The organism is Psychrobacter fozii (assembly GCF_003217155.1).
GTDB lineage: Bacteria > Pseudomonadota > Gammaproteobacteria > Pseudomonadales > Moraxellaceae > Psychrobacter > Psychrobacter fozii.
This window is the reverse complement of the sequence record NZ_QJSU01000003.1, coordinates 274,431-299,918: the sequence shown is the minus strand read 5'-3', so window position 1 is coordinate 299,918 and position 25,488 is coordinate 274,431. Positions and strand designations below refer to the sequence as shown.

Below are 25,488 nucleotides of genomic sequence, written 5' to 3'. Positions count from 1 at the left end.
TTGTGATTTAGAGTGCGCTTTGATTGGCAATCTGCGCTTGGTAAAAGCTTAAAATCTCCCCACAAGCTTGCATTGAGATATTTTTTGCAAAACCTTTGCCAAACCAAAAATAGTAAACAGCTTGGATAATATTTTTCACTGCTTCAGTATCTTTTGGCTTTAATGCTTCTAACTTTATCGCAATCTCTTTTGCCTGTATATCCGACTCGCTATAGGGCGCGCTCCAGCCCACACAATAACGATACAGCACATCATTAATGGCCAATACGAATATGGCATTTGATACACCATATAAGCCAATAAGACTCTCCAGCACCTCACAGCGTTCCTCATAAACGCTAACCTCTATCGGCATATCAGCTCGCTCAAACAAACAATCAGCACTGACCATGTGTGAAGGCTTACTAAAATCTTCCCACAGCAATGGATAAGTCCCACTAATCACACCCTTTTCTACCACATTAAAACGCCAAATGGCATAATGCGTGTCTAGCCCTTTATAAGGCAAATGTATCCACCACTGCATCATCGCATCACTGTCATACATGATATGAGTACTACCAATCCGCACCCCCTGATTGGGTAGTACGTTCGTATATAAACGATCCATGTCATCACTATAAAGCTTTACTTTATTCAAATTTTCATCACTGACATCACCCAACGTGGCCCTTGCTTCCTCTATGTTTCGATACGGTTTAAACGGCGCTACCCATCTGAGCGTCTCATCAGTATTGTTTACAAAGTAAATGTCATCTTCATAACTGTCTATAGAAACCGTTTCGAGGTAAAACAATGGCTGTTTTCGTATTCGGCCTTTCTCATCATTTGCCAGCGCCGTTATGCCAGATAGCTTTGATCCACCCGACCACTTAAAACTATCTATACGTTTTTGCTCAAATTGATACGTTAACTTGGTCATTGTCATGTCCTTATTATTTTGATTTCGATTGTTTAGCTGCAGCTTTTCATTTTTGCTTTATTCTGAATACCAATTTTAAGCCAGCCGAGTCTATTCGCCATTGTCTAGATGACGTCATTATCTATAAATTTAAGTAAATTAGTCGATTTGGTTGGGCAGTAGTTTTTAGTTTTAATTGGTTTTTAGCCACAGTTTTTCATTGTCGTATTGCCAATAGCATTAGCATATCAACGGGCATTTTTACGGTTCGGTTTTTTGTGTATTAACAATGATGGTTTGTAGAGTTTATACAGGCGAAGAAGCATAGAATTTAACGAAAATAACATAACTAAAATAGTGTGTTAAAGACAGCTCAGTTAAGAAGTGAAGCGTTGCGCCCCGAGGGTTAACTGTTTGCCCTGTTATTTTTGCCTGACTCAATAACTATAATATAAACCTATCTAAAAATAAAGGGTTTTGCTATCGTTTGCGACAACTGATGTCGCCTAGCTTCGCTTAACAGTTACTCACCATACTCTGAGCTTATACTTGTCTACCGTGAGAGCCGCTAAGAAAAATCAGCAGGAATATAAAAATACTCCTGCTGACCATCATCATTGTTAAACGACACTCGATAGCCATTGATAATCCCATCAAATGGGATGTTTCCTGTCATAGTCATATAATGCGCTCTAATCAACTGGTCAATCACTTGTCGCTGTTGGCAACTATCAAGTAGGCGCACCTTATCGTCCAACCCTATTCTCGTAAACTTAGAAACCGCCATCATACTCATAAACGAAGGGTGGAAATCATCACTAAAAATCACATCCGCATGGACGATGGGCGTAGTAGCACTGAGCACCTTGTGAGCGTACCGCTCCAACTGTTGTACGTGTGCCAAATAGTCACTTTTTTCAATATCCAATACGCGGCAGAGCGCGTAAACAAACTCAGTGGATGAGTATTTAAAATCATAATCGGTTTTGGTTAGCCCTAACTCTGTCGACGATAAGACATGCTCTAGACGCTTTATAGCTTTAGTTTGGGTTTTAACCATTTTCTGATAGCCCATAGACTGGACAATTTGAGCGTATGATAAGTTTTTTTGGTCAATGCGCTGTAGGATTAAAGCCTGCAATGTGTTTGTATACTGACTAGAATGAGTCATGGGAGGTGTCCTTATACTCTGGCGTATTTAACTGTGCCGATAAAGGTAAAAGCACAGTTACTTTGCTGAAAGTTGCAGAGTAATAAGGTGTTGTGCGTTTTACCAGTGGTTGTTTTTCATCGTGCTGGAAGTAGCGTTAAACCCACGATGTGCTTATATAGTAGCAAGGGTGATACTGTCTGTATAGATGGATGTTGATATAATACGACAGTTAATGTCGCTTATAGTAGTTGTTTTTACGCTTCTCTTTATAATATACCTTCTCTTCCCTCATCTAGCCTAATCCATACGTATTGTGTAGACTGGCGCATAAACTTGAGCTAATAATTTGTTGAATTTTGGATGAATGAGTTAATGACTGATATGAACCTCGCAGAAAAATTAATAGAATTTACTTCTAATTGGGTTCAAGCAACTAAAGAGCCTTTTACAAGTCACCCTACCGCCAATTTTTTGAGAAACGACTTAAAAGAAGAAATAGCAACTATTGTTAAAAAGTTTGATAAAACTTATGGGATAAATGCCAGCGCTGGAGCTGGGAACTGGGCAAATATTCCTTGGATATCAATACTTAATCCTGAAATCACAACCAGCACCCAAGATGGTATTTATCCAGTTTATTTATTTAGAGCAGATGGTTCAGGTTTTTATTTGTCATTAAATCAAGGAACAACAATACCTACCAAAGAGTTAGGAAAAGCCAAAGCAGAACGTAGAGCTGAGTCGATTAAACAATATCTCCTTACTCAGTTGCCAAAGCTTAATGTTTGGGGGCAGAAAAAAATAGATTTATATGCGGACACAGCCTTAGGTAAGTCGTATGAAACATATAATATAGTTGCAAAATATTATGATATAAGTACAGACCTAAATAGTACTCAACTTAAAAATGACTTTTTAGAACTTTTAAATATTTATAAGCAAATACAACCAATTTATAAAGAGTTAAAAACAACTGATTTTGACTCGCAGCCAAAACTACAGACGCAACTTAATGCCAGCGCTGTTATGAAAAAATCTCTTCCTGATGATATAACTCCCCTATCAAAACCTTTCCTACTGTTAGCTGGTATCTCTGGTACTGGTAAAACTCGTTTTGTCCGTGAGCAAGCCAAAGCCACAGGTAGCCTTAGCGATACCTACTGCCTCACTTCCGTACGTCCTGACTGGCATGAACCTAGTGACATACTTGGTTATATATCACGCTTGGGTGGAGATGGTAACGCCGAATACATCACCACTGATGTGCTGCAATTCATTGCCAAAGCCTGGCGAGAAATTATTGATGCAAAGCTTGAGCTAACAGTTGATGACGACTGTCCCCTCACCGTAACGGGAAATAAAGACGAGCTTAATAAAGTGCGACCTTATTGGCTATGTTTGGATGAAATGAACTTGGCCCCTGTCGAGCAATACTTTGCTGATTATCTATCCATTTTAGAAACTCGTGAGTGGCAATGGCATGATAATGAAAGTTTTGATTATCGCTGTGATCCGCTTTTGAAGTCAGCAACTATTGGACAGCTAAAAGACAAAAATAAAAACGAGTTGCGTAATGCGTTAGGTTTTGCAGATGGTAAATACGACAGAGAGTGGGAGTTATTCTGCAAGCATGGTTTAAGCCTGCCTTTTAACTTAGTCGTCGCTGGTACGGTGAACATGGATGAAACTACCCATGGCTTCTCACGTAAAGTTATCGATCGTGCTTTGAGTTTTGACTTTGGCGATTTTTTTCCCAATGAATTTGATGACTTCTTTGAACCGACGGTCACTCATAACGCCTTGAGCTACCCTATTGACTCTCAAGCCACTATTGAGAACTTATCAGCAATAGATATAGATAGTGATGGCAGTAAGAGCATTAATTTTCTAAAATCAATCAATAAAGTATTGGATAATACCCCATTTAAACTGGCTTTTAGAGCGCTCAACGAGCTACTACTAGCTGTTATTAGCACCCAACCTACAGATGAGCGACAGCTACAAGCGGTTTGGGATGACTTTTTAATGTGCAAGGTATTGCCGCGTATTGAGGGCGATTACGACAAGTTAGCAATTATCAATAAAGCCATTAGCAGCAATGAGCAATCATTACTCACAGAATTAGCCGTTATCTTACAGCAAGCGCTATCTGATATTTGGTCTACCACGAATGATACGAATAAACAGCGTCCTGACTTATACCGCAAAAATAAAGAAGGTAATGCGTTGAATATTGCTTGTCGTAGCAAGGCTAAATTGGCTTGGATGCAGCAGCGTCTAGAGCGTTCAGGTTTCACCAGTTTTTGGCCTTAAAAATAGACATAGCTGAACGAATGGAGTGGTAATGCCAGATCTATTAAGGATACAAACCGCTGATTTTGAGCTGTCGATTTGGTGTAACGATGTCAGCAAACGCCAAGCGACTTATGAAGCGACCTTAGCTAAGCGTCAGGCCATCAGCCATCACAGCGCTGGGCAGCCTATGATACGTTTCTCTCCGCCCTTAGCCATTACTGAAGCTACCTTTATGGATCAGCCCATAGAGATAAAAGGCATCGTCACTCATTCTGGATTGGTAGAAGCGCTTGAGTTGGGTGATTTTATTTTCTTTGAAAATATCCAATACCACTTTGAATGGATTTTTTTGAATAATAAACGCCTTAATGAAACTGGCGTAGATGAGTCTAATCAAGCAATTGGAAGCCAAGCTACGGACAGTATCAATAATATTAGTGACGTTGAGCAAGCTTATCTAACCCATCGTAGCCATTTAATTAATGAAAACTTCCGGTTTAGCCAGTCTCGCTCTCGAATGCCTGCGCATCTGACAGGCACTATCAATACCGCAAATGATGTTGGTTGGCTGCGCCTGCCACTCAATTACGTCAAATCAAACCAAACCTATAAAAGCAACATCGCTTTTGAAGTACTGCCCACCAAGATGAGTCTACACGATGACTTGCCAGCGATGTATCAAGCGATTGATACCGTATTTCCGCTATGGCGCTTTAGTCTAGTCGAAAAAACCGAACAGAACAGTGCACAAACCAAACAACGCCATCAGTTCCCCCTCCTTTGGCTCGCTAACTTTAGTCATTTACGCAACCAACTGACCCATGCGCTAAAAGTCATTAATCAAACACCGCATAGCCGATTGCAGGCTCATACCTCTTATAACAAAGCAACACGGCTAAAAGGTAAGGTCCCTGCGCGACTGGGTGCAAAAATAAAAGAGGACTTTGCAAATGGTCTACATGAGCAGCGTTATCAGGTCACCAAAAAGCAGCTAAGTGTCGATACTCCAGAGAACCGCTTTATTAAAATGGTGGTCTCTACCGCTAAGAAACGACTGGCTGACTTTGAATATAAACTTAGGCAAAGCAATGCAGCGCCAGATAAGCAACGGCTATCTGATACATTCTTAGATGAGCTGCATCAATGGCAACAGCCACTACAAAAAACGTTGAAACAAAGCTTCATGACCGATGTGGGTGATTATAATGGTCGCAACCGTGAATCATTGGTATTGCAGCAGAAAGTCGGCTACAGCTCCGTATATCGCATTTGGCAAGAGTTAAAGCTTTACCTAGATGTCTTTGACAACCAATCTAGCATCTCTATGAAGTCTGTCGCAGAAATTTATGAAGTTTGGTGCTTTTTGACCCTCAGAAACATCTTGATAGATGAGTTGGGCTTTAAAGAGCTATCGGCTAACAAGCAAACGTTAAAGCTTAAAGACTTTTTTGAATATCAGCTCCAAGATGGCTTCGCTGGAGCATTTGAGTTTGAACGTAATGATGGTATTACAGCAAGGCTAGCACACGAACCACCATTTAATAAAACCACCAAAAACATTCGGACTTACTCGGTTAGCCAAAAGCCTGATATTGTCTTAGAAGTTATCCTGCCAAACAACAAACGCTTTATTTGGTTATTCGATGCCAAATACCGTATTAAGACACTTAAAAGTCGCTATGATGACCCTGAACAAAATATTGATACTATGGATTTTGTGCCGGATGATGCGATTAATCAAATGCATCGTTATCGTGATGCGCTGATTCGTATTGAACGAGATAAAAACGCTCTTAATGAAGAAATCACCAATAAAGAAACAGCTAGAACGCAAAAAAGCCGTCCAATATTTGGCGCTTTTGCTCTATATCCAGGTTATTTTGATCAAGTAAATACCAATAACCCTTATCTCAACTCTATTGACGAAGTCAGTATCGGTGCATTTGCTCTATTACCAAGCCCCCTACAGCCGGACTCAAAAATCAGCAATGGACATTATTGGCTATTAGATTTTCTTCGCCAACAGATTGGTACAGGCATCAGACCTCAATCTAATAATACCCAATCAACCACTATCGAGTTGACAAATAATAAGTTAAGAAAGAACGAGGTGAACAGCAAGGCTGTCGCTTATCAAGCTAATAACTATCAAGTTGATAAAGTTACTAAGCATAATCATCAGCTCGAAGAGCGTTTGTATTTGCAAGAAGCCGCACGCATACCATATTCAGGTATGGAGCAAATACTCTATCCAGATTTGACCTTGACCATTGCACTAGCGCCAAAAGCAGGACGTCATAAAGAGTATATTGATGGTTTTGAACACAGTACCGCTCAGTGGTATCACTTACCCCAAACTACGTTTTTAGATAAATACAAACAACATATCGTCAATGAAATACGCTATTTAGCCATTGCTACGACCAATGATGCTCAGCCAACGAGTAAACAAATAAGCAAATTATGGCCAATTGAGAGTGTTATTCTTGTCCCTAGAAGCGTGATAACTGCTGAACAAGCTGGTAAGAGCGCTAATGATACGAAATTATACTACTTATTTAAGCTAGGCAAGCCCCTAACCATAAAAGATAAGATTGATAACGTACCCTTGCGTGATTTCAAAAATTCAATGAAGCTCACCACTCTAGAGCACTTACAACAAGCAGCCAATTTTAGTGGGCTGCAGACTGTCTATCAACAAGCATTAATCTAACCAGGCCTAGACTTAAGTATTACTTACAGACGGACTATAAAGACGGACATCATGTGCTTCAAACCCTTCGAATGAACAGCTAATTAACAATCATTAGCAAAAAAGCCCTTTATCTAATGACTGTGACTTGCTATCTTGCCCCGCGACCCTTTTATTCTAAGAACGTCTGCCCCCACTTTGACCTATCACACATCGTACCAACATCTGCTTTATATTGGATCTTATGAAATACAACCTTGAGGCGAGCTCTGATGCTCGCCGGACTCAGTATTTTCAAGTATTCTTGATGGGCGTCAGTGCCTTTATTATGAATACCACCGAATTCGTCCCTGTCGCCTTGTTGAGTGATATTGCCCAAGACTTCTCTATCACTACAGCAGAGACTGGCTGGATGCTGACACTCTATGCTTGGATTGTCGCGGCCATGTCATTACCACTGATGCTGCTGACCAGTCGTTTTGAGCGTAAACGTTTGCTCTTGGGGCTTTTCGCGGTGTTCATTGCCAGTCATGTGCTTTCCGTATTTGCATGGAGCTTTGATGTACTGCTCATCAGCCGAGTCGGGATTGCGCTATCGCATGCGATATTTTGGTCCATCACAGCGGCAATCGCTATACGCGTGGCACCTGAAGGCAAAAAGGCCTTGGCGCTTAGCGTGCTGGCGACTGGTACGTCGTTAGCGATGGTATTAGGGGTGCCTTTAGGGCGCTTGGTCGGCCAATGGTTTGGTTGGCGAGCGACATTTGGTGGTATTGGCGTGATTGCTTTTATTGTATTTGTACTACAAGCTAGACTATTACCAACGCTGCCTAGTATGTTTGAAGGGTCTTTTAGAAAGATTCCAGAGCTGCTCAAAAATCCCTTATTGGTTTGCTTATACTTGCTCATATTGCTTGTTTTCACCGCGCACTATACGGCTTATTCGTATATTGAACCTTTCATGCGCCACGTTGGCTCAATCAGTGAAAACTCCGCAACGCTTGTATTGCTGCTATTCGGTATAGCAGGGATTATCGGCAGCGTGATATTTAGTCGCTGGGGCGATAGGTTCAATACCAGATTGATGCTGATATCGACGATACTGATGCTCGTGTCTATGCTCACACTATTGCTAGCAGTAACATCCGTATGGGCGCTCAGCTTTATTGCCTTACTTTGGGGCGCAGCGCTCATGCTGCTTATTATCTCGATGCAAGCCAAAGTAATTATGGTCGATATCAATGCGCAAGACATGTTAATGTCGATGTTTTCCGGCATTATCAACTTAGGCATTGGTACGGGTGCGCTATTCGGTGGCTATGCCGTGACTCATATTTCACTATCAAGTGTCGGATATGTCGGTGCAGCTATCGCCGTTGTAGCGCTGCTACTGATGCTGTTTATGATCAAGCGCTTTCCTGAACTGAGTAAAAGACTCGGCTAGCTAAGCAGACGATGTCAAAAAATAGCAGTTAAAATGCCAGCCACATAAGTGAGCTGGCATTTTCTTTAATGTGGTCTACAAAATCATTTTAGCTATTTGCTTAAACACCTATTGAACGAACGTTCAGGTAAGGCTATACTGATTTTTATTGGACATAAGTATGCTTAGACTATCAATATGGTTAGGCCATAAACATAGTCGATGAAATACTGACAGGGATTAAGCACAAAAGGATGCGTGTGAAATGGATAATATTCAAAACAAGGAAGTCGTCTTCGGTCTAAATACAGCTACGATGGCTATCAAGAACTTTCGACTTGTTGGAGGTTCATGATGGCTGATGAAATGATTCAACAAGACAATGAAGATCGAGAAAATCAGGATAGCACCGCACCTCTCAAGCTAGGCAAGTTACATTATGCTTGGATAGTCGCTGCGACAGGTTCTGTGGCAATGTTCTGTGGACTTGGGTTGGGAAGATTCGCATTCGGTATGTTACTGCCGTCTATGTCATCTTCTTTGGGATTAAATTATACTCAAAGCGGAATATTGGGATTCACTAACCTGATAGGCTATCTCGTTGCGGTACTTCTAAGTCCGTTCATTCTACCTCGGTTTGGTACTCGAGCTACTGCGACGGGCAGTCTTCTCTTAATTGCTGTCTCGATGTTCGGCATGGCTTTTACCACCAGTTTTCCAATACTCTGCGCACTCTACGTGCTAACAGGTATCGGTAGCGGCGGTGTGGTCTTACCGATGATGAGTGTCATGTCGCATTGGTTTTTCCCTTCTCACCGTGGGCTTGCTTTAGGACTGGTCATGGCTGGTCCTGGGTTTGGCATTATTCTATCGGGCTTTGTCGTACCCAAACTCTTACCCATCTCTAATCTACTGTCTTGGCAGACAGGTTGGCTAATTTTTGCTGTGATTAACATCGTGGTGGCTTGTCTTACTTTTACGTTGATTCGCAATCATCCAGACGATGTCAGTCAAAATCCTTTTGGGCGCGCACCTACTCTACCTATTAAAAATAAGAAAAAGCTAGAACGCAGCAACATTAAATTGCTCGTACATTTGGGTATTATCTTTGCCATTTATGGTGCTACTTATATGGTTTACGTCACCTTTATCGTCACTAGCATGGTTGGAGCATATCAACTGAGTGAAGCGACTGCGGGTGGTGTTTGGGCATGGATTGGACTGCTTAGCGTCTTCTCAGGTATGTTGTTTGGCTGGATTTCTGACCACATTGGCAGACGTCTTGGTCTTGCTTTGGCTTTTGTCTTCCTTGCCATCGCTTATCTCTTGGTCGGATTAACTGATTGGCATTCAGGACTGTATTTGTCCATTATCTTGTTTGGCTTAGTGGTGTGGAGTGTGCCTGTCATTATGGCTGCCTCGGCGGGCGATTATTTCGGGCCTGAAGCAGCAGCAAGTGCACTCGCGGCGCTGACTTTTGCCTTTTCAGGTGGACAGGCTCTCGGGCCAGTGGCAGCAGGCTATCTCGCAGAAATCACTGGAGATTTTAGTATCAGCTATATGGTATCTGGCATCGCCGCTTTTGTCGCGCTTGGACTTGCCTTATTATTACGTCCACAGAAATCAGCTTAATGAAGACCCATTTTTAACCTTACTCTAAGCTGTAAGATAACGAACAACTACAAATAAACTTGAACGGTCGTTCATTTTTGTTTATAGTAGCTCTAACAAAACGATATTTATATAATCTAAACCCGTTCAGATCTACGACCCATACTTCAATATCATAAGGATAAGATAATGCTTAAGTTCTATTTTCACCAGACCCCCAACCCTCTGAAAGTCGCTCTATATCTTATGGAGACAGGCTTACCATACGAGTTAGTACCAGTAGATACGCTAAAAGGTGAACAGCATACGCCTGAATACCGCGCTATCAATCCTAATGGTAAAGCCCCTGCTCTCGAAGATGATGGCAAACGTGTCTTTGATTCAACGGCTATATTGATGTACTTGGCCGAAAAAACAGGTCAGCTAGCAGGCGCACCAGAAGATCGCGGTGAGATGTTGTCATGGCTCATGTTTGTAGCGACAGGTTTAGGTCCTTTCTCTGGTCAATCAGTACACTTTAGTCATAAAGCACCAGAAAAAATCCCTTATGCTATCAATCGCTATCTTCGCGAAGCAGAGCGTCATTACGAAGTGCTAGATAAACACATGGAAGGTCGTGAGTATTTGGTTGGTGACGACTACTCTATCGCTGATATTTCAGCATGGGGCTGGGTTGATAAGGCCGCGTTTATATTAGGCGAACCAGGCTTAGATAACTACCCTAATCTGAAACGTTGGTTTGCTAGCATTAACGCTCGCCCTGCCGTAGAAAAAGCACGAAATATCGCTAAAGGCGTTGAGTTCAAGTCTGACTTTGATGAAGTCGCTGCACGTGCACTATATCCACAAAACTTCGCAAAAGACGCATAATTGCGCTAGGAGTTATAAAAATGACAGACCAATACGTACCACCAAAAGTCTGGACACATGACGCAGAAAGTGGCGGCAAATGGGCCATTGTCAATCGTCCCGTTTCAGGCGCTACTCATGAGCAAGCGCTACCAGTGGGCGAGCATGAGCTACAACTGTATTCTATCGCCACCCCTAATGGCCAGAAAGTAACGATTATGTTAGAAGAGTTACTGGCACTGGGCAAAGCGGCAGAGTATGATGCCCATATGATTCAGATTGGCGAAGGCGACCAGTTTGGATCGGGGTTTGTAGATGTTAACCCTAACTCGAAAATTCCGGCCCTAGTTTATCAAAGTGGTGAAGATTCTGAAGCTGTATTTGAATCCGCATCTATTTTAGTATATCTTGCTGAAAAATTTGGGGTACTACTGCCGGAAAAAGGTAGCGAACGTACCAAGGTTTTTAACTGGTTATTTTGGTTACATGGTTCTGCACCATATTTGGGTGGTGGTTTCGGTCACTTTTATGCTTACGCGCCTGAAAAATTCGAATATGCGATCAATCGCTTTACGATGGAAACCAAGCGTCAGTTGGATGTACTAGATAAACAACTGGCAAAAAATGAGTTTATCGCTGGTGACGAATACAGCATTGCTGATATTGCCACTTGGCCTTGGTATGGCAATCTAGTCGTGGGTACTCAGTATGATGCGCAAGAATTTTTGCAGGTTGATGACTACCCTCATGTTCAGCGCTGGGCAAATGCGATGTTAGCGAGACCAGCCGTACAACGTGGCCGTATCGTCAACCGCACTTGGGGCGAAGCATGGGAACAACTAGAGAATCGTCACAGCGCCCAAGATATTGATGATGTATTAGCATTAAAACCAGAGTAGATTTTCTTACTAAATCTATTCTGACAAATCCGTTTGAATACAGATAACACATAAAAACCAAGTGACATCATTATCAATGCAAACGATAATAGTGTTACTTGGTTTTCTAATTATTAAAACGATAGTTTTAGAACATAGTCGGTTCAATATAGTTTGGATACAAGAAAGGCGAGTGAAAGTGCTACAAGTATAGTCAGCGAACTACTAAACCGCTACGGTGTTACCCTCCCTAGAGGTACTATATGTACAATCTGCGGTCGGCTGCCTTGTAGCTGTTTTAGATTTCTTTGACTATAGCAGACTAAGCGAAACTGACACCGTATCCAATTATAGCGGATTGACTATAACTGCTTTTAAGGTGAAAATTATGAGTGCACATGCGAAGTTTAATCGTGATGACGTAATCGAAAAAGCCAAAGACCTCTATTGGGAAAAAGGCTATCACGCTACGTCGATGAGAAATCTACAAGATGTGGTTGATATGCGTCCTGGCAGTATTTATGCTGCTTTTGGTAATAAAGACAGCCTGTTTAAAGAGGCATTAAATCGCTATGCTGAACAAGGTGCGACAAACCTTGCCAACAGTATTGCCCAAGAAAAAACCAAGCTTGATGGCCTGAAACGCTTCATTCACAGCGTGACTGTTTGCAATAAGAGCACTACCCCGAGTGGCATGTGTATGATTGTCAAAACCGTCAGTGAGCTGACACAAAATGACAGTCCAGATTTGCTGACTCATGCGACCAATATTCTAGAAAATGTCGAAGCGTCTTTTGTTAAAGTTTTTCAGCAAGCCATTGATGATGGTGAGATCAACACAGATGAAAGTGCCGCCGAACTCGCCCGCTATTTTCAAATTCAAATGATCGGCTTGAGAACATATTCGCAAGTAACGAATGATACGGATGCAGTAGAAAAGTATATTGATAATATATTCGCAAGGTTTTTGTAGCGTTACTTTGAGATATAGCGTTACTTTGAGACATTAAGATTCAGATTTTTTAACATTTAGTGAATCACTTTCGATAAGGCCGTCTACCAGATTGATAGTCCGATCACAGGATGCAGATAGACGTGGATCATGAGTAACCAACAACACACCACAATCACGCTCACGGTTGACCTTACGAAACAGCTCGAACACCTCGGCAGCCGTTACCGTATCTAGATTACCTGTGGGTTCATCCGCTAATAACAATGCAGGCTCTGTGATGAGCGCGCGCGCGATAGCCACTCGTTGTTGCTGACCACCTGAGAGCTCATTCGGCTTGGTATTAGCGAACTTCTCTAAACCCACCGAAGCCAGTAAATCGCGCGCTTTTTGTATGGCAGATTGATTCGGGCGACCCTTAGTCAGCATCAATGGCATTAACACGTTATCTAACGCAGTAAATGCCTGAATAAGGTGATGAAACTGAAAGACAAAGCCAATACTGCCACCTCGCAGTGCCGTGCGACCAGCATCATCCATATTACTCGTCGCCTGCCCGAGCAGATACAACTCACCACTAGTGGGTTTGTCTAGCAGACCAAGCACATTCAACAAAGTGCTCTTACCAGAGCCCGAAGGCCCGATGAGCGCAGCAAAATCATTATTATCGATGCGTAAATCGATACCATGCAGCACCTCAATCTCATTGGGCTGGCCAATATTATAAGATTTTTTTAGTGCCTCTAAACGCAGCACTTCATGAGAGTTATTATTAGACATAACGAATAGCCACCACGGGATCCAATGCGGCAGCTCGGCGCGCTGGTATAGCAGCAGCCAATACACCGGTTAGCGTCGCTAGCAACATTGCTAACAAGACAAGCTCTATAGACACTGGAATATAAAATAAACTTGGGCCAAAAGTGTTAAATGCCCACACCAGCACATAACTCACCGCACTACCTAAAATAGAACCTAATAAGCCAAACACAGCACCCTGAATCAAAAATATCCACAAAATTTGCTGACGAGTCGCACCAGTAGCACGTAAAATGCCAATTTCTCGAGTACGCTGTACCACACTGACAGATAGTACGCTCGCAATACCAAAGGCGACCGAGATACCTACAAACACGATAATCATGTTGGTAGACAAGCTCTGCGCTGATAGTCCACTCATCAATTGTGCATTGGTCTCGATCCAGCTCTCTGCTTGCAATGATGTCAGACGCCCTACTTGCTCAGCAATATTGTCCGCCTCAAAGATATCGGCAACCGTGAGGTCAATCACGGTGACGCCTCCTGGCAAACTGAGCAATGACTGTGCTTGCTTTAGGTCCAGATAGACATAACGTGCATCCAGCTCACGGACACCCAACTCAAATATACCGGCCACATTTACCACGGTATTGTCCTGCTCACCAGTGTCGAGTCGCAGCTTGCTACCCACTTGAACACCGAGATTGTTGGCAAGCTCACTACCGATGAGCACATTATCAGCACCTACTCGCAGATCGCCACTGATTAGATACTCATCAAGCGGTATGATTTTTTGGTAACGTTCGAGTTCTGTTCCGATTAATACCACCGACTCCAATGCTTCTCCGCGCCGAACAAACGCAGGTCCTGATACCACCGGTGATACTGCCGTCAGTAATGGTAGTTGATCTAAGGTAGCGGTAATCTGTTGCCAGTTATTAATTGATCGCAGCCGTTGGGGACGCTTATCTTCTTGTATCAGCTGTGCAGTTCCCGCTGCTACTGGTGCCACTAGATTAACTTCATCTGGTGATACCAATTGAATGTGAGACTGGCTGCCAAGCGTTTTATCAATTAAATTGGTTTGTAAACCTTGAATCAAGGCTGTGATAAAGACGATAACAGCCACACCAATAGCCACACCTAATGTAATCATCAGCGACTGTACCCGTCCCTCGCGCAAAAAACTGATCGCAATGACCGCATCGATCCATAAGCGCCCGAACAAATTTTTCACTTGGATGTTACCGTTGATTCATTACGGGTTGCTGACTCATCAGTACGCACTCGCTCACCATCGACCAATGATGAAGTCGCATCAACTAGCACTTGATCTCCGTTATCCAGCCCTGCAATGACTTCCGACATCGCTAGACCACGAAGTCCTAATGTTATTTTTTGACGTTGTACTTTACCATCACGTAGCAACCATACTTGAGCCGTATCCTCTTTGATATTTGCTAAAGCATCATTGGGAAGAACCAATGCCTGCTCACGGCGACCTGTTTCAATATTTACTGAAACGGTCATGTCTTGTCGTAGAAACTCAGGCACAGGATCAACTGAGAGGCGAACCTCCACAGTACCTCGCTGCGAATCGATACTCGGTGCTATGAAGTCAATACGAGTAGGAAAAGGTTGGTCTGGATACGCATCGGCGATGGCAAGTGCTTCTTGTTGCAAGGCCAATCGTGATAAATTGCGTTCATCAAGCGGTACATGTACCTCTGTATTCCCAGCGAGTGCGATAGTAAATAACGTTTTACCTGGCTGTACCAGATCGCCCGGCTCTACATCACGAGTCAGTACCGTGCCGGCAATCTTACTGCGCACTTCTGTCTTAGCCAATTGAGCCTGCAATGCCGCAATGCGCTCACGTAGTAGCGCTTCTTCAACACCGCCAGATGCCAATGCCTTTGCTCTTAGACGCGCCGCTTCCAAGTCATTACGAGCTTGGCTCTGGGACTGCTCCGCCTGCTCCATCTCTTCATCCGATATCGCTGAAATCGCTGCCAACTCACGTCGACGTGCGACATTACGAGTCGCCTGTGCAAGCTGCACCTCAGCTTTTGATAAGTCAATCTTTGCTTGTGGGCGCCTACTGGTCACAAGCTCAGCCAATTCAGCCTCTGCTTGACGTACTTGTGCAGCCACATCATCTGAGCTGAGTACCAATAATAAATCACCTTTTGCCACTTCGTCGCCTTCTTGTACCAAGCGCTCAAGCACGACCCCCGTCACCTCACTACCAATTTGAGTACGTGATGTCGTCACGACACGTCCAGTCGCAACCACCGTTTGTACCAATGGCATAGATGAAACTGTATAGCTAGGCAACAGCGGTCCTCGCCACCAACGAAAGATAGCAAAACCCACTGCAAGCGCTAGCAGAACAATCACAATCAAATACTTATAGTTGACAGCTCGCAATGAGTTTCTCCGATTTTGAGTAAGAGCGTCTAATACTGACGGGCAATATGGTCTATGTATAGTCAATCCTCTATAAATTGGATACGGTGTCAGGCTTGCTTAGTCTACGAGTTGTAGTACTTTCACTCGCCTTCCTTGTATCTAAATTATATTGAACCGACTATAGAAATATTTTATGCACAATAATATCGAGTGAGAGAATCATTATATCAATAATAATAGTGTTGATTTAACAAACTTTACCTACTTATCTAACAGTTGACGACTGCGCTCAATCACTGGTGCGTCTACCATTTGACCATCTATTTCAAACACTGCCTGTCCACTGCGCTCATACTCCTCGACCACACGCTGAGCAAATGACAATGCTTCGTCTGTTGGTTGTAATGCCTGCTTGACGACAGCCACTTGTTTGGGATGAATACACAGCATTCCTGACATCCCCATTTGTGACCATAGTTGCACTCGGGCGCTTAGCCCTACTTCGTCATTGAATTCAGGATAAATGGTATCGATGGGCGGCGATAATTGGTGTACTTTTGACGTCAGGATTAGTTGATAGCGGATTTGATTGGCGATGATATCAGCAGCAGGCGTTCCTACTTGCACGTGCAAATCATTGCACAGATCTAAAAATCCATAACTAAATGCGGCTAACCCGACTGCTTTTGCCATACTGTCGAGTTGATACAGTCCAATGGCACTCTCAATCAATGCAATCACAGGCAAGTTGGTGAGTTGGTGCACGCTCTCAATGTCGGCGACTTGCTCAGCTTTAGCCAGTAACACGCCGGCTAAATTTGGCATTTTCTGACAGAGCACTATGTCTTTGAAAAATTCTTCGCTACCTGCCTTATTAATACGTAGCCAAATCGGCTGATAATCTGCACTATCATAATATTGTTGTAATGCTTCGCGAGCGTCTGCTTTATCCTCTAGCGCAACGGCATCCTCTAAATCGACTATAACTGCATCTACTCCACTAGCAAAGGCTTTGGCTACTCTATCGATACGAGTCGCTGGCACAAATAGCCATATTTTATTTTGAGAAGTTATATTTATTTTATGATTGGTCACTGAATTCATGCTTAATTCCTATATTATTCAAGTAGCGGTTAGCAGCTTTATTATGCCATTACACTGCCTATTTTTACTTTAGATTAATAATCTATCGATGCAATTGACACTAAAACTATTTAGACACTCCATCAAAAAATCAAATCAAAAAAACCGCATAAAAATTAATCTCATGCGGTTCTTGAGTCTAATGCAATTTTAAACAATTACTTTTCTTATCTAACCTATGTCTTATAGATTATCTAATTAAGCCAGCATACCACCATCGACAACGATCGTTGCGCCTGTGGTATAACTTGAGGCATCAGATACTAAGTACAATACCGTACCAGCCATCTCGTCAGGATTCGCGACACGTCCTAGTGGAATAGCATGTAGTGCCATTTTTAAGACTTTATCATTGGTCGTCAAAGCAGAGGCAAACTTAGTATCCGTCAAACCTGGCAGTAGCGCATTGACGCGAATATTGAGTGGGCCACATTCTTTAGCAAACGCTTTGGTCATGCTAATGACCGCCGCTTTGGTGATTGAGTAAATGCCTTGCTTGTCGCCCGCTACTAAACCGTTGACCGATGCGGTATTCAAGATGACGCCACCACCTTGCTCTTTCATCATTTTGCCAGCGGCCGTCGACATAAAGAAGTAACCACGGATATTAACTTCAACGGTCTTATCAAAAGCCGCTAAATCTGTATCTAAGATGTGACCATAGTACGGGTTAGCTGCGGCATTATTGACTAAGATATCGATTTGACCAAATTCACTTTTGATATGCTCAAAAATTGCGTCAATCTGCGCCATCTCGCCCACGTGACAAGCAAAGGCACTAGCTTTGTGACCATCAGCGATGATGCTATCAGCGACTGCTTGGCAAGCATCAATCTTACGGCTAGAGACGATCACGTGCGCGCCTCTGGATGCCAATAAACGAGCAATAGATTCGCCAATACCGCGGCTAGCGCCCGTAACCAAAGCAATCTTACCGGTTAAATCAAATAAATCTTTCATCATTATTCCTTATATTTTTATAAACTGTCTATTCTCAAAAAACTATTTTTGAGCGCTGAACTCATATATCTAAAACGTGTATCTAGAATTGGATAACTAAACGCAGATAATCGCTGTCATATCTAACAGCGATTATCGAGCACTAATAAATTGAATAATGAGCGCTCAATTGTCACAGTTACGCTAGCATACCACCATCGAGTGTAAAGCCATGACCGTTCATAAAGGTACTCTCATCGCTGGCTAGCCATGCAATCGCACTAGAGATTTCATTCACATCTCCTAGACGGCGCAGTGGACTGGCTTTAATCGTTGCTTGCTGCGTACGCTCATCCATGGTTGCCATGGTATTGCGGACCATTGGCGTATCAATGAAACTTGGGCATACCGCGTTAAAACGAATATTGGCACGAGCATACTCATGGGCGGCAGACTTGGTCAGACCCATAACCCCATGTTTAGCAGCACTATAGGCTGATAGCATCGGTGCTGAACGCAGACCTGCAATAGATGCGACGTTGATCACATGACCACCGCCATTAGGTATCATACAATTGACCGCAGCACGCATACAGTGCCAAACACCTTTTAAGTTCACTGCGATATTACGATCAAAATCATCATCGCTCAGCTCATGCATTGGCGAAGGCTTATGGTCGATACCAGCATTGTTTACCACAACATCTAAGCCACCAAGCGTTTCTACTGCAAAGTCGAACAACGCACGCACTTCATCACCACTGGTCACGTCTACTTTTTTGAAGACGATACTGTTGCCAGCATCTTGACCTTGTTTAGCAACTGCTTCGCCCATTTCTTCTGCCATATCACCAATCACGACTTTTGCGCCGCGACTGGCCAGCAATAATGCACTTGCTGCGCCGATACCTGAGGCACCGCCCGTGATCAAAATTCGTTTACCCGTTACATCTGATGCAATTCCGTTTGTATTCAATGTCATGATCTATCCCTCTACCTTAAGTACCAGTTTGCCGAAGTTTTCACCGTTAAAGAGCATCATCAAGGTATCTGGGAACGTCTCGATACCTTCAACAATATGATCTTTCACTTTCATATCACCTGACTGAATCCAGCCAGCGATATCTTTCATGGCGACTGGATATTCTTTGATATTATCAAATACCACGATGCCTTCCATACGGGCACGATTGACCAATAATGATAAATAGTTCGATGGACCTTTGACTTCTGTGGTGTTGTTATATTGACTAATAGCCCCGCAAATAACGATACGCGCATGCAGATTTATTTGTGTGAGGACATCATTTAAGATATCACCGCCTACGTTGTCAAAGTACACATCGACGCCGTCTGGGCAGGTTTTCTTCAGTGCTTTTTTCACATCTTCATTTTTGTAATCAATCGTCGCATCAAACCCAAGCTCGTCGACTAAGAATTTACATTTCTCAGCGCCGCCCGCGATACCAACGACGCGGCAGCCTTTAATTTTGGCAATTTGACCAACCAAGCTACCAACGGCACCGGCTGCGCCAGAGACGACAACGGTCTCACCCGCTTTTGGCTGACCTGTTTTTAGCAACCCAAAATACCCTGTCATACCTGGCATACCGAGTACACCCAAGTAATAAGACAATGGCGCCAGTTTTGGATCAACTTTATACAGATTAGCACCATCACTGACGGCATAGGACTGCACGCCATCGTGACCTACGACATAGTCACCAACGGCAAATTTCTCATGCTTACTTTCAATCACTTCACCCACAGTACCGGCGCGCATGACTTCACCAATTTGTACTGGTGCGATATAAGATTTGGCATCGTTCAACCAGCCACGCATCGCCGGATCGATAGAGATGTATTCAACCTTAATCAGTAGCTGACCATCGGTGATAGTCGGTATTTCTGTCTCGGTATAATCCCAAGTCTCAGCACTAGGCTCGCCTACCGGTCTCGCCTTTAATCGCCACTGTTTATTAATTTTTGTCATGTCTCTTTCCTTAGAGTTGTCCTTAGAACCATTCTGTTTGCATATCAGTGCAAACAGAGTTGGTGTTGGTTAATAATTCGATGTCACGTTTAACTAATGGTAGTTCCCAATCAATGAAGTATTTGGCCGCTTGTATCTTGCCTTTGTAGAAGTTCTGCTGCTCAGCATCTTGCGTCGTGCTTAATAGCTTCTCAGCTTTACTGGCTTGACGAATCCAAATCCAGCTCAGCACAATTGAGGCAAAGATATTCATCAGTGCTTGCGCGTTGCCTGTCAATGTCACGGCTTCTTCGGTTTGTAGCACTTTGCTGAGATGCACCAATACTTCATGTAAGTGACCCATGTAAGGCATCAATTTACCTGCTAATTGAGCCGTTTCTGGTGTAGTGATGCTTTCCAAATCTTGTGTGATTTCACGTTTGAGAATTTGAATACCCAAACCACCTTTTTGCCATAACTTACGAAATGACAAATCCAATGCCTGCACGCCATTTGTGCCTTCATGGATAGGATTTAGGCGATTGTCACGCCAAAACTGCTCGGCTTGATACTCACGCGTATAACCTGCACCGCCCAATACTTGGATGCCCAAATCATTGGCTTTTGGCCCATACTCAGATGGCCATGCTTTTAATACTGGGGTGAGAAGATCTAATAACTCTATTAGCTCGTTTTTTAACGTTTCATCTTCACAAGTATTGATACGGTCAATCAGGTTTGAGCCATATAGACATAATGAGATGCCACCTTCAGAGTAGGCTTTTTGCGCCAATAGCATGCGCTTTACGTCACCATGATTGATGATAGCGGTTGCCGCATCTTCAGGTTTATTGTGCGGGGCGATTCTGCCTTGCGTTCTGTCTTTAGCATAATCAAGTGAATACTGATAACCGCGATAGCCGACCATCGACGCGCCAAAACCGACAGCGATGCGCGCTTCATTCATCATTTTGAACATATAGCGCAGGCCGAAATGCTCTTCACCGATGAGATAACCATAACACTCACCTTCGTCACCAAAGCTCAGTGCCGTAGACGTCGTGCCTCTATAGCCTAGCTTATGAATGAGTCCTGTTAGATGTACATCGTTGCGCTCGCCGACCGATGCATCCTCATTCAAGCGATACTTGGGCACAGCAAATAAAGAGATGCCTTTAACGCCACCTGGACCACCTGGCACCTTGGCCAAGACTAAGTGGACGATATTGTCAGACAGTTCGTGATCACCGCCTGAGATATAAATCTTGCTACCTTTTACGCGATAAGAACCATCGTCTTGTTTTACCGCAGTGGTTTTGATATCAGCAAGTGACGAACCTGCATGTGGCTCTGTTAATGCCATTGTTCCAGTAAACTCACCTGTCAGCATGCGTGGCATAAAGGCGGCTTTGATCTCATCACTGGCAAAGTGGGAGATAACATTGATTGCCGCTGTGGTCAAAAATGGATAAGCAGTGGTTGATGGATTGGCAGCCATAAAGTAGCCTGCCACGGCTGTCATGACCGTTTCAGGTAACTGCATGCCGCCGTCTTCAAAACTATAACGACCAGCGATAAATCCTGACTCACGAAATGCATCAAAAGCGACTTTTACATCACTTATCATGCTGACCTTTTTGCCATCAAACTGTGGCTCATTCTTATCCGCTACATGGTTATGTGGCAAAAACAATTGGGTCGCAATTTTATTGGCCGTATCCAATACAGCATCAAACGTTTCGCGGCTATGCTCTGCAAACTTAGCATGCTCGGTTAAATTTTCAGTGCCCAATACATCATACAATTGGAACGGTAACTCAAAGTCATTGATAAGCGTATCTGCTGCCATAGTATTCTCGTTAACTGATTAAATTTGATTATCAATCGATATTAATCTAATTTAACGCCTTACCGTATTGTCATTTATGACATAATCATGGTCAAATACGACATAAATAGTACTTATATTTAGAAAATTCAGATAAAAAACTGATATTTTCGGTCTTAGAATTAAAAAAAGGATAGACACCCATGCCCTATTTCAAACCATTTAAAGTCATTATTATTGGATTCGATGGTGTGCTCGGCAGTGCATTGACAGGCGCATTAGATTTGTTCTCATTCACTGGTGTCAGTTGGCAACGATTTTTAGATGAGCCAGTAGAGCCACGATTTAATGTGCAGATAGCAAGCGTTGGTGGCGTGGATATTAGATGTAGCAACCGCTTAATCATGCAAGCGCATTGCGATATTCAGGAAGTGGCAGAATGCGACTTGCTATTAATTCCGACTATTGGTGATTCAATCGATAAAGTACTGAGCCGAAATGCAGAATTAATACCACATTTAAAGCGGTTGGCAGATACCAAGTCAGATATAGCCAGCAACTGTAGCGGCGCTTTCTTTTTGGCAAAAGCAGGACTGCTAGATCATAAAATCGCCACCACGCACTGGGGCTACGCCAATAAGTTTAAGGCAGATTTCCCACTCGTTGACTTACAAGAAAACCAGTTTGTTACTCATTCAAAGAGTAAATCAGACAGTCAGTCAGGTAATATATTCTGTGCGGCGGGCGGTAGTGCATTTTATGATTTAGGGTTGTTACTAATAGAGCGCTATTGCGGACGTGAGATTTCTACTCAAGTAGCCAAAACCCAAATCATCGATAGTAAACGAGGCAATCAAAACAGCTATACCAACGTAACGTTGCACAAGCCACATTCAGACCAACTGGTAAAGCAAGTACAAGAATTCATTGAGGAAAATTTTTATCAGACTATTCAGGTGAGCGGATTGGCTGCCATGGTCAATATCACGCCACGTACTTTAAACAGGCGATTTCAGTCCTCTGTAGCCATGCGTCCGATTGAGTATATTCAGGCCGTCAGGATTGAGCAGGCAAAGCGCCTGCTTGAATTGGGAGATGTAACGATAAAATCGCTTGCCGAACAAGTTGGATATGATGATATTTCTTCATTCACACGCCTCTTTAAGCGCGCAACAGAGCTGACACCGAAAGAGTATCAAGATAAATTTTCGCGGTTGGCTATTTAGCACGGTTCTTTAATGGCTATTTTTTATAAGGTTTTACGAATGGCTAAACCGCTTGCCACAATCCTTCAGCATGGATGGTTTCAGACTTGATGGTTGGATAATTGGCAAATGCCAACTGATAACCACCAACGGTATCAGCGCTAATTTGACAGGTCGCCCCCAATGGAAAGCTGTATTTTTGTCCAATATGACCAAAACGCATGCCACTATAAATGGGTAATCCAGTCAATTCGTGCAGCTGACGAATGACTGTGGCAACATCATAACGCTTGTCATAGCTGTCCTCACCTGCACCAGATAATGCACCAAACACAATTGCTTGTTGATTCTTAAACACACCTGCGAGATATAAATCATATAACATGCGCTCAATACGATACGCCTGCTCGCCTACATCTTCTAAAAACACAATACCGCCATTAATACGCGGTAAATACTCACTGCCTGCCAGCGACGATACGACACTTAAGTTGCCACCCCAAATCGTACCAGTTATAGTTTTTGGCTCAGCACTGGTCAAAATACTGGGTAAGCTAGAACTGGTTAAAGAAGCGTCTGATATATCAATAGCTAGATTGGGATTGGTGAGCGCTTCAACAAACTGTCGACAGCTGACCTCGTCAGGTTTGGTCTTGCCAAATTCACTATAGAGCATCGGTGCGGCAAGCGAACTCATATTTCCCTTTGCTAGCAATGCGCATTGGATAGCCGTCACATCACTAAAACCTGCGAGTATCGTGCCACGCTCTTTCATAATCCGTCCTAGCGTCGACCAGTCAACCATCGGTAACAAACGCATGGCGCCATAGCCACCACGCACACCAAGCAGCACGTTGGGCGCTGCAATAGCACCCGTAGCGATGTTTTGCAAATCGCTCGCTCGCTGCGAGTCTGTACCCGCAAACCGCAAATACTGCCGATTGGTAATCGTAGGATTATTGACTTTAAAACCTGCACACGCCACACGAACTAACGCCAATTGGGTGCGGTCGTCACTACCTCCAACGTTGGAGCTGGCAAAAAGTCGTGTTTCAATCATAGGCGCAATACAGCTGGTCTGCGTTAATGACGTTTGTGGTAATGAGCCATCATCCATCAGCGCAGATGGCAGATCATCTTTAGTCAGTTGCGTACTACTTGAATCCATAGTATTAGAGGCCAGTGCTTGAGTGATACTGTGAGTCGCTAACAACCCTGCGCCTGCACTCACGCCGATTTGACGCAAAAACTGGCGGCGATTCAATCCAGATTTCGTTTCACTTACTATATGGCCATTTTTATTTTTTAATGACTGACTCTTGGCACCCATATCTCGCTGCTACCTTATCGTTTTTATTTTAATATACTTTTGCATCATCTTTATTTTGCAGTCTACTTGCTCAAACCGCACAGCAGCATATTGTAGACGTTTTTTTGGCGATGATAGTTGCCCAACCCTTGCCTATATTTACTTTTTCGCTACCGTATTAGCTGAACATTTAACTCGCCACTACTATTCAATATTGGCACACACCTCGACTTTGTTATAGTATGAAAGCAGCAATGGCTATGAAATAAGGATACTAACGATGTTTTCTAAAACAACTGATAAACAAAATAAAGACGACATACTCGACTATGATATGAAATATCTCATTAGTGAGGAGGAGAAGCTCAAAGAAAAACTAAAAGACAGCAGTCACCTTGAGCGCTTTGCTAAAGACTTAATGCTATTCATGAGTCTGCTTAAAGACTACTACAAAGGCAACTATCGCAAGGTTCCGTACAAAACCATTTCAGCAGGCGTGGTCGGTCTACTTTACACTCTCAACCCCATTGATATCATTCCAGACTTCATACCTTTCATCGGTCATATCGATGATGCGTTAGTGCTGGGCTTTTGCTTAAAGCTGATCGAAAAAGACCTCAAAAAATATCAGATTTGGAAAAACAGCCAGTCAGCCACCACTAAAAAAACGAATGTAAAGAAACAAGCTTAACGCCATACATCAAACATCGTAAACAGTAAAAAGCCACGACTGACATATTGATTATCAGTCGTGGCTTTTTACTGTCAGTCATTTATGCTATCTCATTAGTCTGGCACTTCATAATTGGCTTTTTCAGGATTGAGACCGAACGAACAAACAAAGGTGGCAACCAAACTATTGATAATAATAAAAGGAAAATCTATGGCAGCATGTCCCAATGCATAACGACCAATCAGCCATGAGACAATCAGCATGATAATAAAAAATCCGCCCAGATACGCCAAGATGGCTGGATGCTTGAGATTATAAGGCTGCTCAGGTTCAGGCTTTTTATCGAGTATATATGCTCTTATTGCCCAACCAGCTGCATAAGAAAACCCGCCCAACACCACATAACTAAAAAAATTCATATTGCCTAACTCTGATCATATGGATGACCTAACTGTTTATAAAAAATGACTTGTTATCGCTTTTACCACAAGGTA

At 43.1% G+C, this 25,488-nt stretch carries 21 protein-coding genes; 9 read left to right on the top strand and 12 right to left on the bottom strand.

Going from position 1 to position 25,488, the window contains the following annotated elements:
• Positions 1–7: 7 nt before the first annotated feature.
• Both DFP82_RS05835 and DFP82_RS05830 read right to left on the bottom strand, forming a co-directional pair.
• On the bottom strand, positions 8–922 hold the full coding sequence (locus DFP82_RS05835) for a hypothetical protein (RefSeq protein WP_110922788.1): 915 nt from the start codon (positions 920–922) through the stop codon (positions 8–10).
• A gap of 547 nt (positions 923–1,469) precedes the next feature.
• Entirely contained in the window at positions 1,470–2,072 is a 603-nt protein-coding gene (locus DFP82_RS05830; protein ID WP_110922787.1) for a hypothetical protein, read from the bottom strand.
• A 354-nt stretch (positions 2,073–2,426) separates the two neighbouring features.
• Between DFP82_RS05830 and DFP82_RS05825 the strand changes: the two genes are divergently transcribed.
• The 7 genes from DFP82_RS05825 to DFP82_RS05795 all read left to right on the top strand — a co-directional run bounded on the left by DFP82_RS05825 (position 2,427) and on the right by DFP82_RS05795 (position 12,775).
• Entirely contained in the window at positions 2,427–4,367 is a 1,941-nt protein-coding gene (locus DFP82_RS05825; protein WP_220034718.1) for an MrcB family domain-containing protein, read from the top strand.
• A gap of 31 nt (positions 4,368–4,398) precedes the next feature.
• Entirely contained in the window at positions 4,399–7,062 is a 2,664-nt protein-coding gene (locus DFP82_RS05820) for a DUF2357 domain-containing protein (RefSeq protein WP_110922786.1), read from the top strand.
• A gap of 223 nt (positions 7,063–7,285) precedes the next feature.
• On the top strand, positions 7,286–8,485 hold the full coding sequence (locus DFP82_RS05815) for a sugar transporter (RefSeq protein ID WP_110922785.1): 1,200 nt from the start codon (positions 7,286–7,288) through the stop codon (positions 8,483–8,485).
• A gap of 330 nt (positions 8,486–8,815) precedes the next feature.
• Complete coding sequence (locus DFP82_RS05810) at positions 8,816–10,096, top strand: MFS transporter (RefSeq protein ID WP_110922784.1); 1,281 nt, start codon at positions 8,816–8,818, stop codon at positions 10,094–10,096.
• A 168-nt stretch (positions 10,097–10,264) separates the two neighbouring features.
• On the top strand, positions 10,265–10,945 hold the full coding sequence (locus tag DFP82_RS05805; protein ID WP_110922783.1) for a glutathione S-transferase family protein: 681 nt from the start codon (positions 10,265–10,267) through the stop codon (positions 10,943–10,945).
• A 20-nt stretch (positions 10,946–10,965) separates the two neighbouring features.
• Positions 10,966–11,823 carry a glutathione-dependent disulfide-bond oxidoreductase gene (gene yghU, locus DFP82_RS05800; RefSeq protein ID WP_110922782.1) on the top strand — a complete coding sequence of 286 codons (858 nt, stop codon included), beginning with the start codon at positions 10,966–10,968 and terminating at the stop codon, positions 11,821–11,823.
• Positions 11,824–12,190: 367 nt separating this feature from the next.
• Entirely contained in the window at positions 12,191–12,775 is a 585-nt protein-coding gene (locus DFP82_RS05795) for a TetR/AcrR family transcriptional regulator (protein ID WP_110922781.1), read from the top strand.
• 33 nt (positions 12,776–12,808) lie between these two features.
• Here DFP82_RS05795 and DFP82_RS05790 read toward each other — a convergent pair whose 3' ends face one another.
• From DFP82_RS05790 to DFP82_RS05755, 8 genes are all read right to left on the bottom strand, one after another.
• Complete coding sequence (locus DFP82_RS05790) at positions 12,809–13,534, bottom strand: ABC transporter ATP-binding protein (RefSeq protein WP_110922780.1); 726 nt, start codon at positions 13,532–13,534, stop codon at positions 12,809–12,811.
• Positions 13,527–14,750 carry an ABC transporter permease gene (locus tag DFP82_RS05785; protein WP_110922779.1) on the bottom strand — a complete coding sequence of 408 codons (1,224 nt, stop codon included), beginning with the start codon at positions 14,748–14,750 and terminating at the stop codon, positions 13,527–13,529. Before DFP82_RS05785 ends, DFP82_RS05790 begins: the two co-directional genes overlap by 8 nt.
• The gene (locus DFP82_RS05780; RefSeq protein WP_110922778.1) at positions 14,747–15,943 is read right to left on the bottom strand and encodes an efflux RND transporter periplasmic adaptor subunit; all 1,197 of its coding nucleotides are present in this window, start codon (positions 15,941–15,943) and stop codon (positions 14,747–14,749) included. The genes DFP82_RS05785 and DFP82_RS05780 overlap by 4 nt, the downstream gene beginning before the upstream one ends.
• Before the next feature lie 243 nt (positions 15,944–16,186).
• Positions 16,187–17,029 carry an HpcH/HpaI aldolase/citrate lyase family protein gene (locus DFP82_RS05775; RefSeq protein ID WP_110922777.1) on the bottom strand — a complete coding sequence of 281 codons (843 nt, stop codon included), beginning with the start codon at positions 17,027–17,029 and terminating at the stop codon, positions 16,187–16,189.
• Between the two features lie 237 nt (positions 17,030–17,266).
• Positions 17,267–18,031: an SDR family oxidoreductase gene (locus DFP82_RS05770; RefSeq protein ID WP_245905650.1), complete on the bottom strand. Its 765-nt coding sequence runs from the start codon at positions 18,029–18,031 to the stop codon at positions 17,267–17,269.
• Between the two features lie 175 nt (positions 18,032–18,206).
• Entirely contained in the window at positions 18,207–18,989 is a 783-nt protein-coding gene (locus DFP82_RS05765) for an SDR family NAD(P)-dependent oxidoreductase (RefSeq protein WP_110922776.1), read from the bottom strand.
• Between the two features lie 3 nt (positions 18,990–18,992).
• Positions 18,993–20,000: an NADP-dependent oxidoreductase gene (locus tag DFP82_RS05760; protein ID WP_110922775.1), complete on the bottom strand. Its 1,008-nt coding sequence runs from the start codon at positions 19,998–20,000 to the stop codon at positions 18,993–18,995.
• A gap of 22 nt (positions 20,001–20,022) precedes the next feature.
• Entirely contained in the window at positions 20,023–21,828 is a 1,806-nt protein-coding gene (locus DFP82_RS05755; protein ID WP_110922774.1) for an acyl-CoA dehydrogenase family protein, read from the bottom strand.
• A gap of 182 nt (positions 21,829–22,010) precedes the next feature.
• Between DFP82_RS05755 and DFP82_RS05750 the strand changes: the two genes are divergently transcribed.
• Positions 22,011–23,033, top strand: a complete 1,023-nt coding sequence (locus DFP82_RS05750; RefSeq protein WP_110922773.1) for a GlxA family transcriptional regulator — start codon at positions 22,011–22,013, stop codon at positions 23,031–23,033.
• Between the two features lie 43 nt (positions 23,034–23,076).
• Here DFP82_RS05750 and DFP82_RS05745 read toward each other — a convergent pair whose 3' ends face one another.
• Entirely contained in the window at positions 23,077–24,342 is a 1,266-nt protein-coding gene (locus tag DFP82_RS05745) for an LD-carboxypeptidase (RefSeq protein ID WP_110922772.1), read from the bottom strand.
• A gap of 259 nt (positions 24,343–24,601) precedes the next feature.
• On the opposite strand from DFP82_RS05745, the gene DFP82_RS05740 reads away from it, so the two are divergent.
• The gene (locus tag DFP82_RS05740; protein WP_110922771.1) at positions 24,602–25,012 is read left to right on the top strand and encodes a YkvA family protein; all 411 of its coding nucleotides are present in this window, start codon (positions 24,602–24,604) and stop codon (positions 25,010–25,012) included.
• Positions 25,013–25,107: 95 nt separating this feature from the next.
• Here DFP82_RS05740 and DFP82_RS05735 read toward each other — a convergent pair whose 3' ends face one another.
• Positions 25,108–25,413, bottom strand: a complete 306-nt coding sequence (locus DFP82_RS05735) for a hypothetical protein (protein ID WP_110922770.1) — start codon at positions 25,411–25,413, stop codon at positions 25,108–25,110.
• Positions 25,414–25,488: the final 75 nt, after the last annotated feature.

What these genes read in the sequence shown, in the direction of transcription:
- DFP82_RS05835 (WP_110922788.1), bottom strand. Translation starts at nt 922, where the DNA reads ATGACCAAGTTAACGTATCAATTTGAGCAAAAACGTATAGATAGTTTT.
- DFP82_RS05830 (WP_110922787.1), bottom strand. Translation starts at nt 2,072, where the DNA reads ATGACTCATTCTAGTCAGTATACAAACACATTGCAGGCTTTAATCCTA.
- DFP82_RS05825 (WP_220034718.1), top strand. Translation starts at nt 2,427, where the DNA reads ATGACTGATATGAACCTCGCAGAAAAATTAATAGAATTTACTTCTAAT.
- DFP82_RS05820 (WP_110922786.1), top strand. Translation starts at nt 4,399, where the DNA reads ATGCCAGATCTATTAAGGATACAAACCGCTGATTTTGAGCTGTCGATT.
- DFP82_RS05815 (WP_110922785.1), top strand. Translation starts at nt 7,286, where the DNA reads ATGAAATACAACCTTGAGGCGAGCTCTGATGCTCGCCGGACTCAGTAT.
- DFP82_RS05810 (WP_110922784.1), top strand. Translation starts at nt 8,816, where the DNA reads ATGATGGCTGATGAAATGATTCAACAAGACAATGAAGATCGAGAAAAT.
- DFP82_RS05805 (WP_110922783.1), top strand. Translation starts at nt 10,265, where the DNA reads ATGCTTAAGTTCTATTTTCACCAGACCCCCAACCCTCTGAAAGTCGCT.
- yghU (WP_110922782.1), top strand. Translation starts at nt 10,966, where the DNA reads ATGACAGACCAATACGTACCACCAAAAGTCTGGACACATGACGCAGAA.
- DFP82_RS05795 (WP_110922781.1), top strand. Translation starts at nt 12,191, where the DNA reads ATGAGTGCACATGCGAAGTTTAATCGTGATGACGTAATCGAAAAAGCC.
- DFP82_RS05790 (WP_110922780.1), bottom strand. Translation starts at nt 13,534, where the DNA reads ATGTCTAATAATAACTCTCATGAAGTGCTGCGTTTAGAGGCACTAAAA.
- DFP82_RS05775 (WP_110922777.1), bottom strand. Translation starts at nt 17,029, where the DNA reads ATGAATTCAGTGACCAATCATAAAATAAATATAACTTCTCAAAATAAA.
- DFP82_RS05770 (WP_245905650.1), bottom strand. Translation starts at nt 18,031, where the DNA reads ATGATGAAAGATTTATTTGATTTAACCGGTAAGATTGCTTTGGTTACG.
- DFP82_RS05765 (WP_110922776.1), bottom strand. Translation starts at nt 18,989, where the DNA reads ATGACATTGAATACAAACGGAATTGCATCAGATGTAACGGGTAAACGA.
- DFP82_RS05760 (WP_110922775.1), bottom strand. Translation starts at nt 20,000, where the DNA reads ATGACAAAAATTAATAAACAGTGGCGATTAAAGGCGAGACCGGTAGGC.
- DFP82_RS05755 (WP_110922774.1), bottom strand. Translation starts at nt 21,828, where the DNA reads ATGGCAGCAGATACGCTTATCAATGACTTTGAGTTACCGTTCCAATTG.
- DFP82_RS05750 (WP_110922773.1), top strand. Translation starts at nt 22,011, where the DNA reads ATGCCCTATTTCAAACCATTTAAAGTCATTATTATTGGATTCGATGGT.
- DFP82_RS05745 (WP_110922772.1), bottom strand. Translation starts at nt 24,342, where the DNA reads ATGGGTGCCAAGAGTCAGTCATTAAAAAATAAAAATGGCCATATAGTA.
- DFP82_RS05740 (WP_110922771.1), top strand. Translation starts at nt 24,602, where the DNA reads ATGTTTTCTAAAACAACTGATAAACAAAATAAAGACGACATACTCGAC.
- DFP82_RS05735 (WP_110922770.1), bottom strand. Translation starts at nt 25,413, where the DNA reads ATGAATTTTTTTAGTTATGTGGTGTTGGGCGGGTTTTCTTATGCAGCT.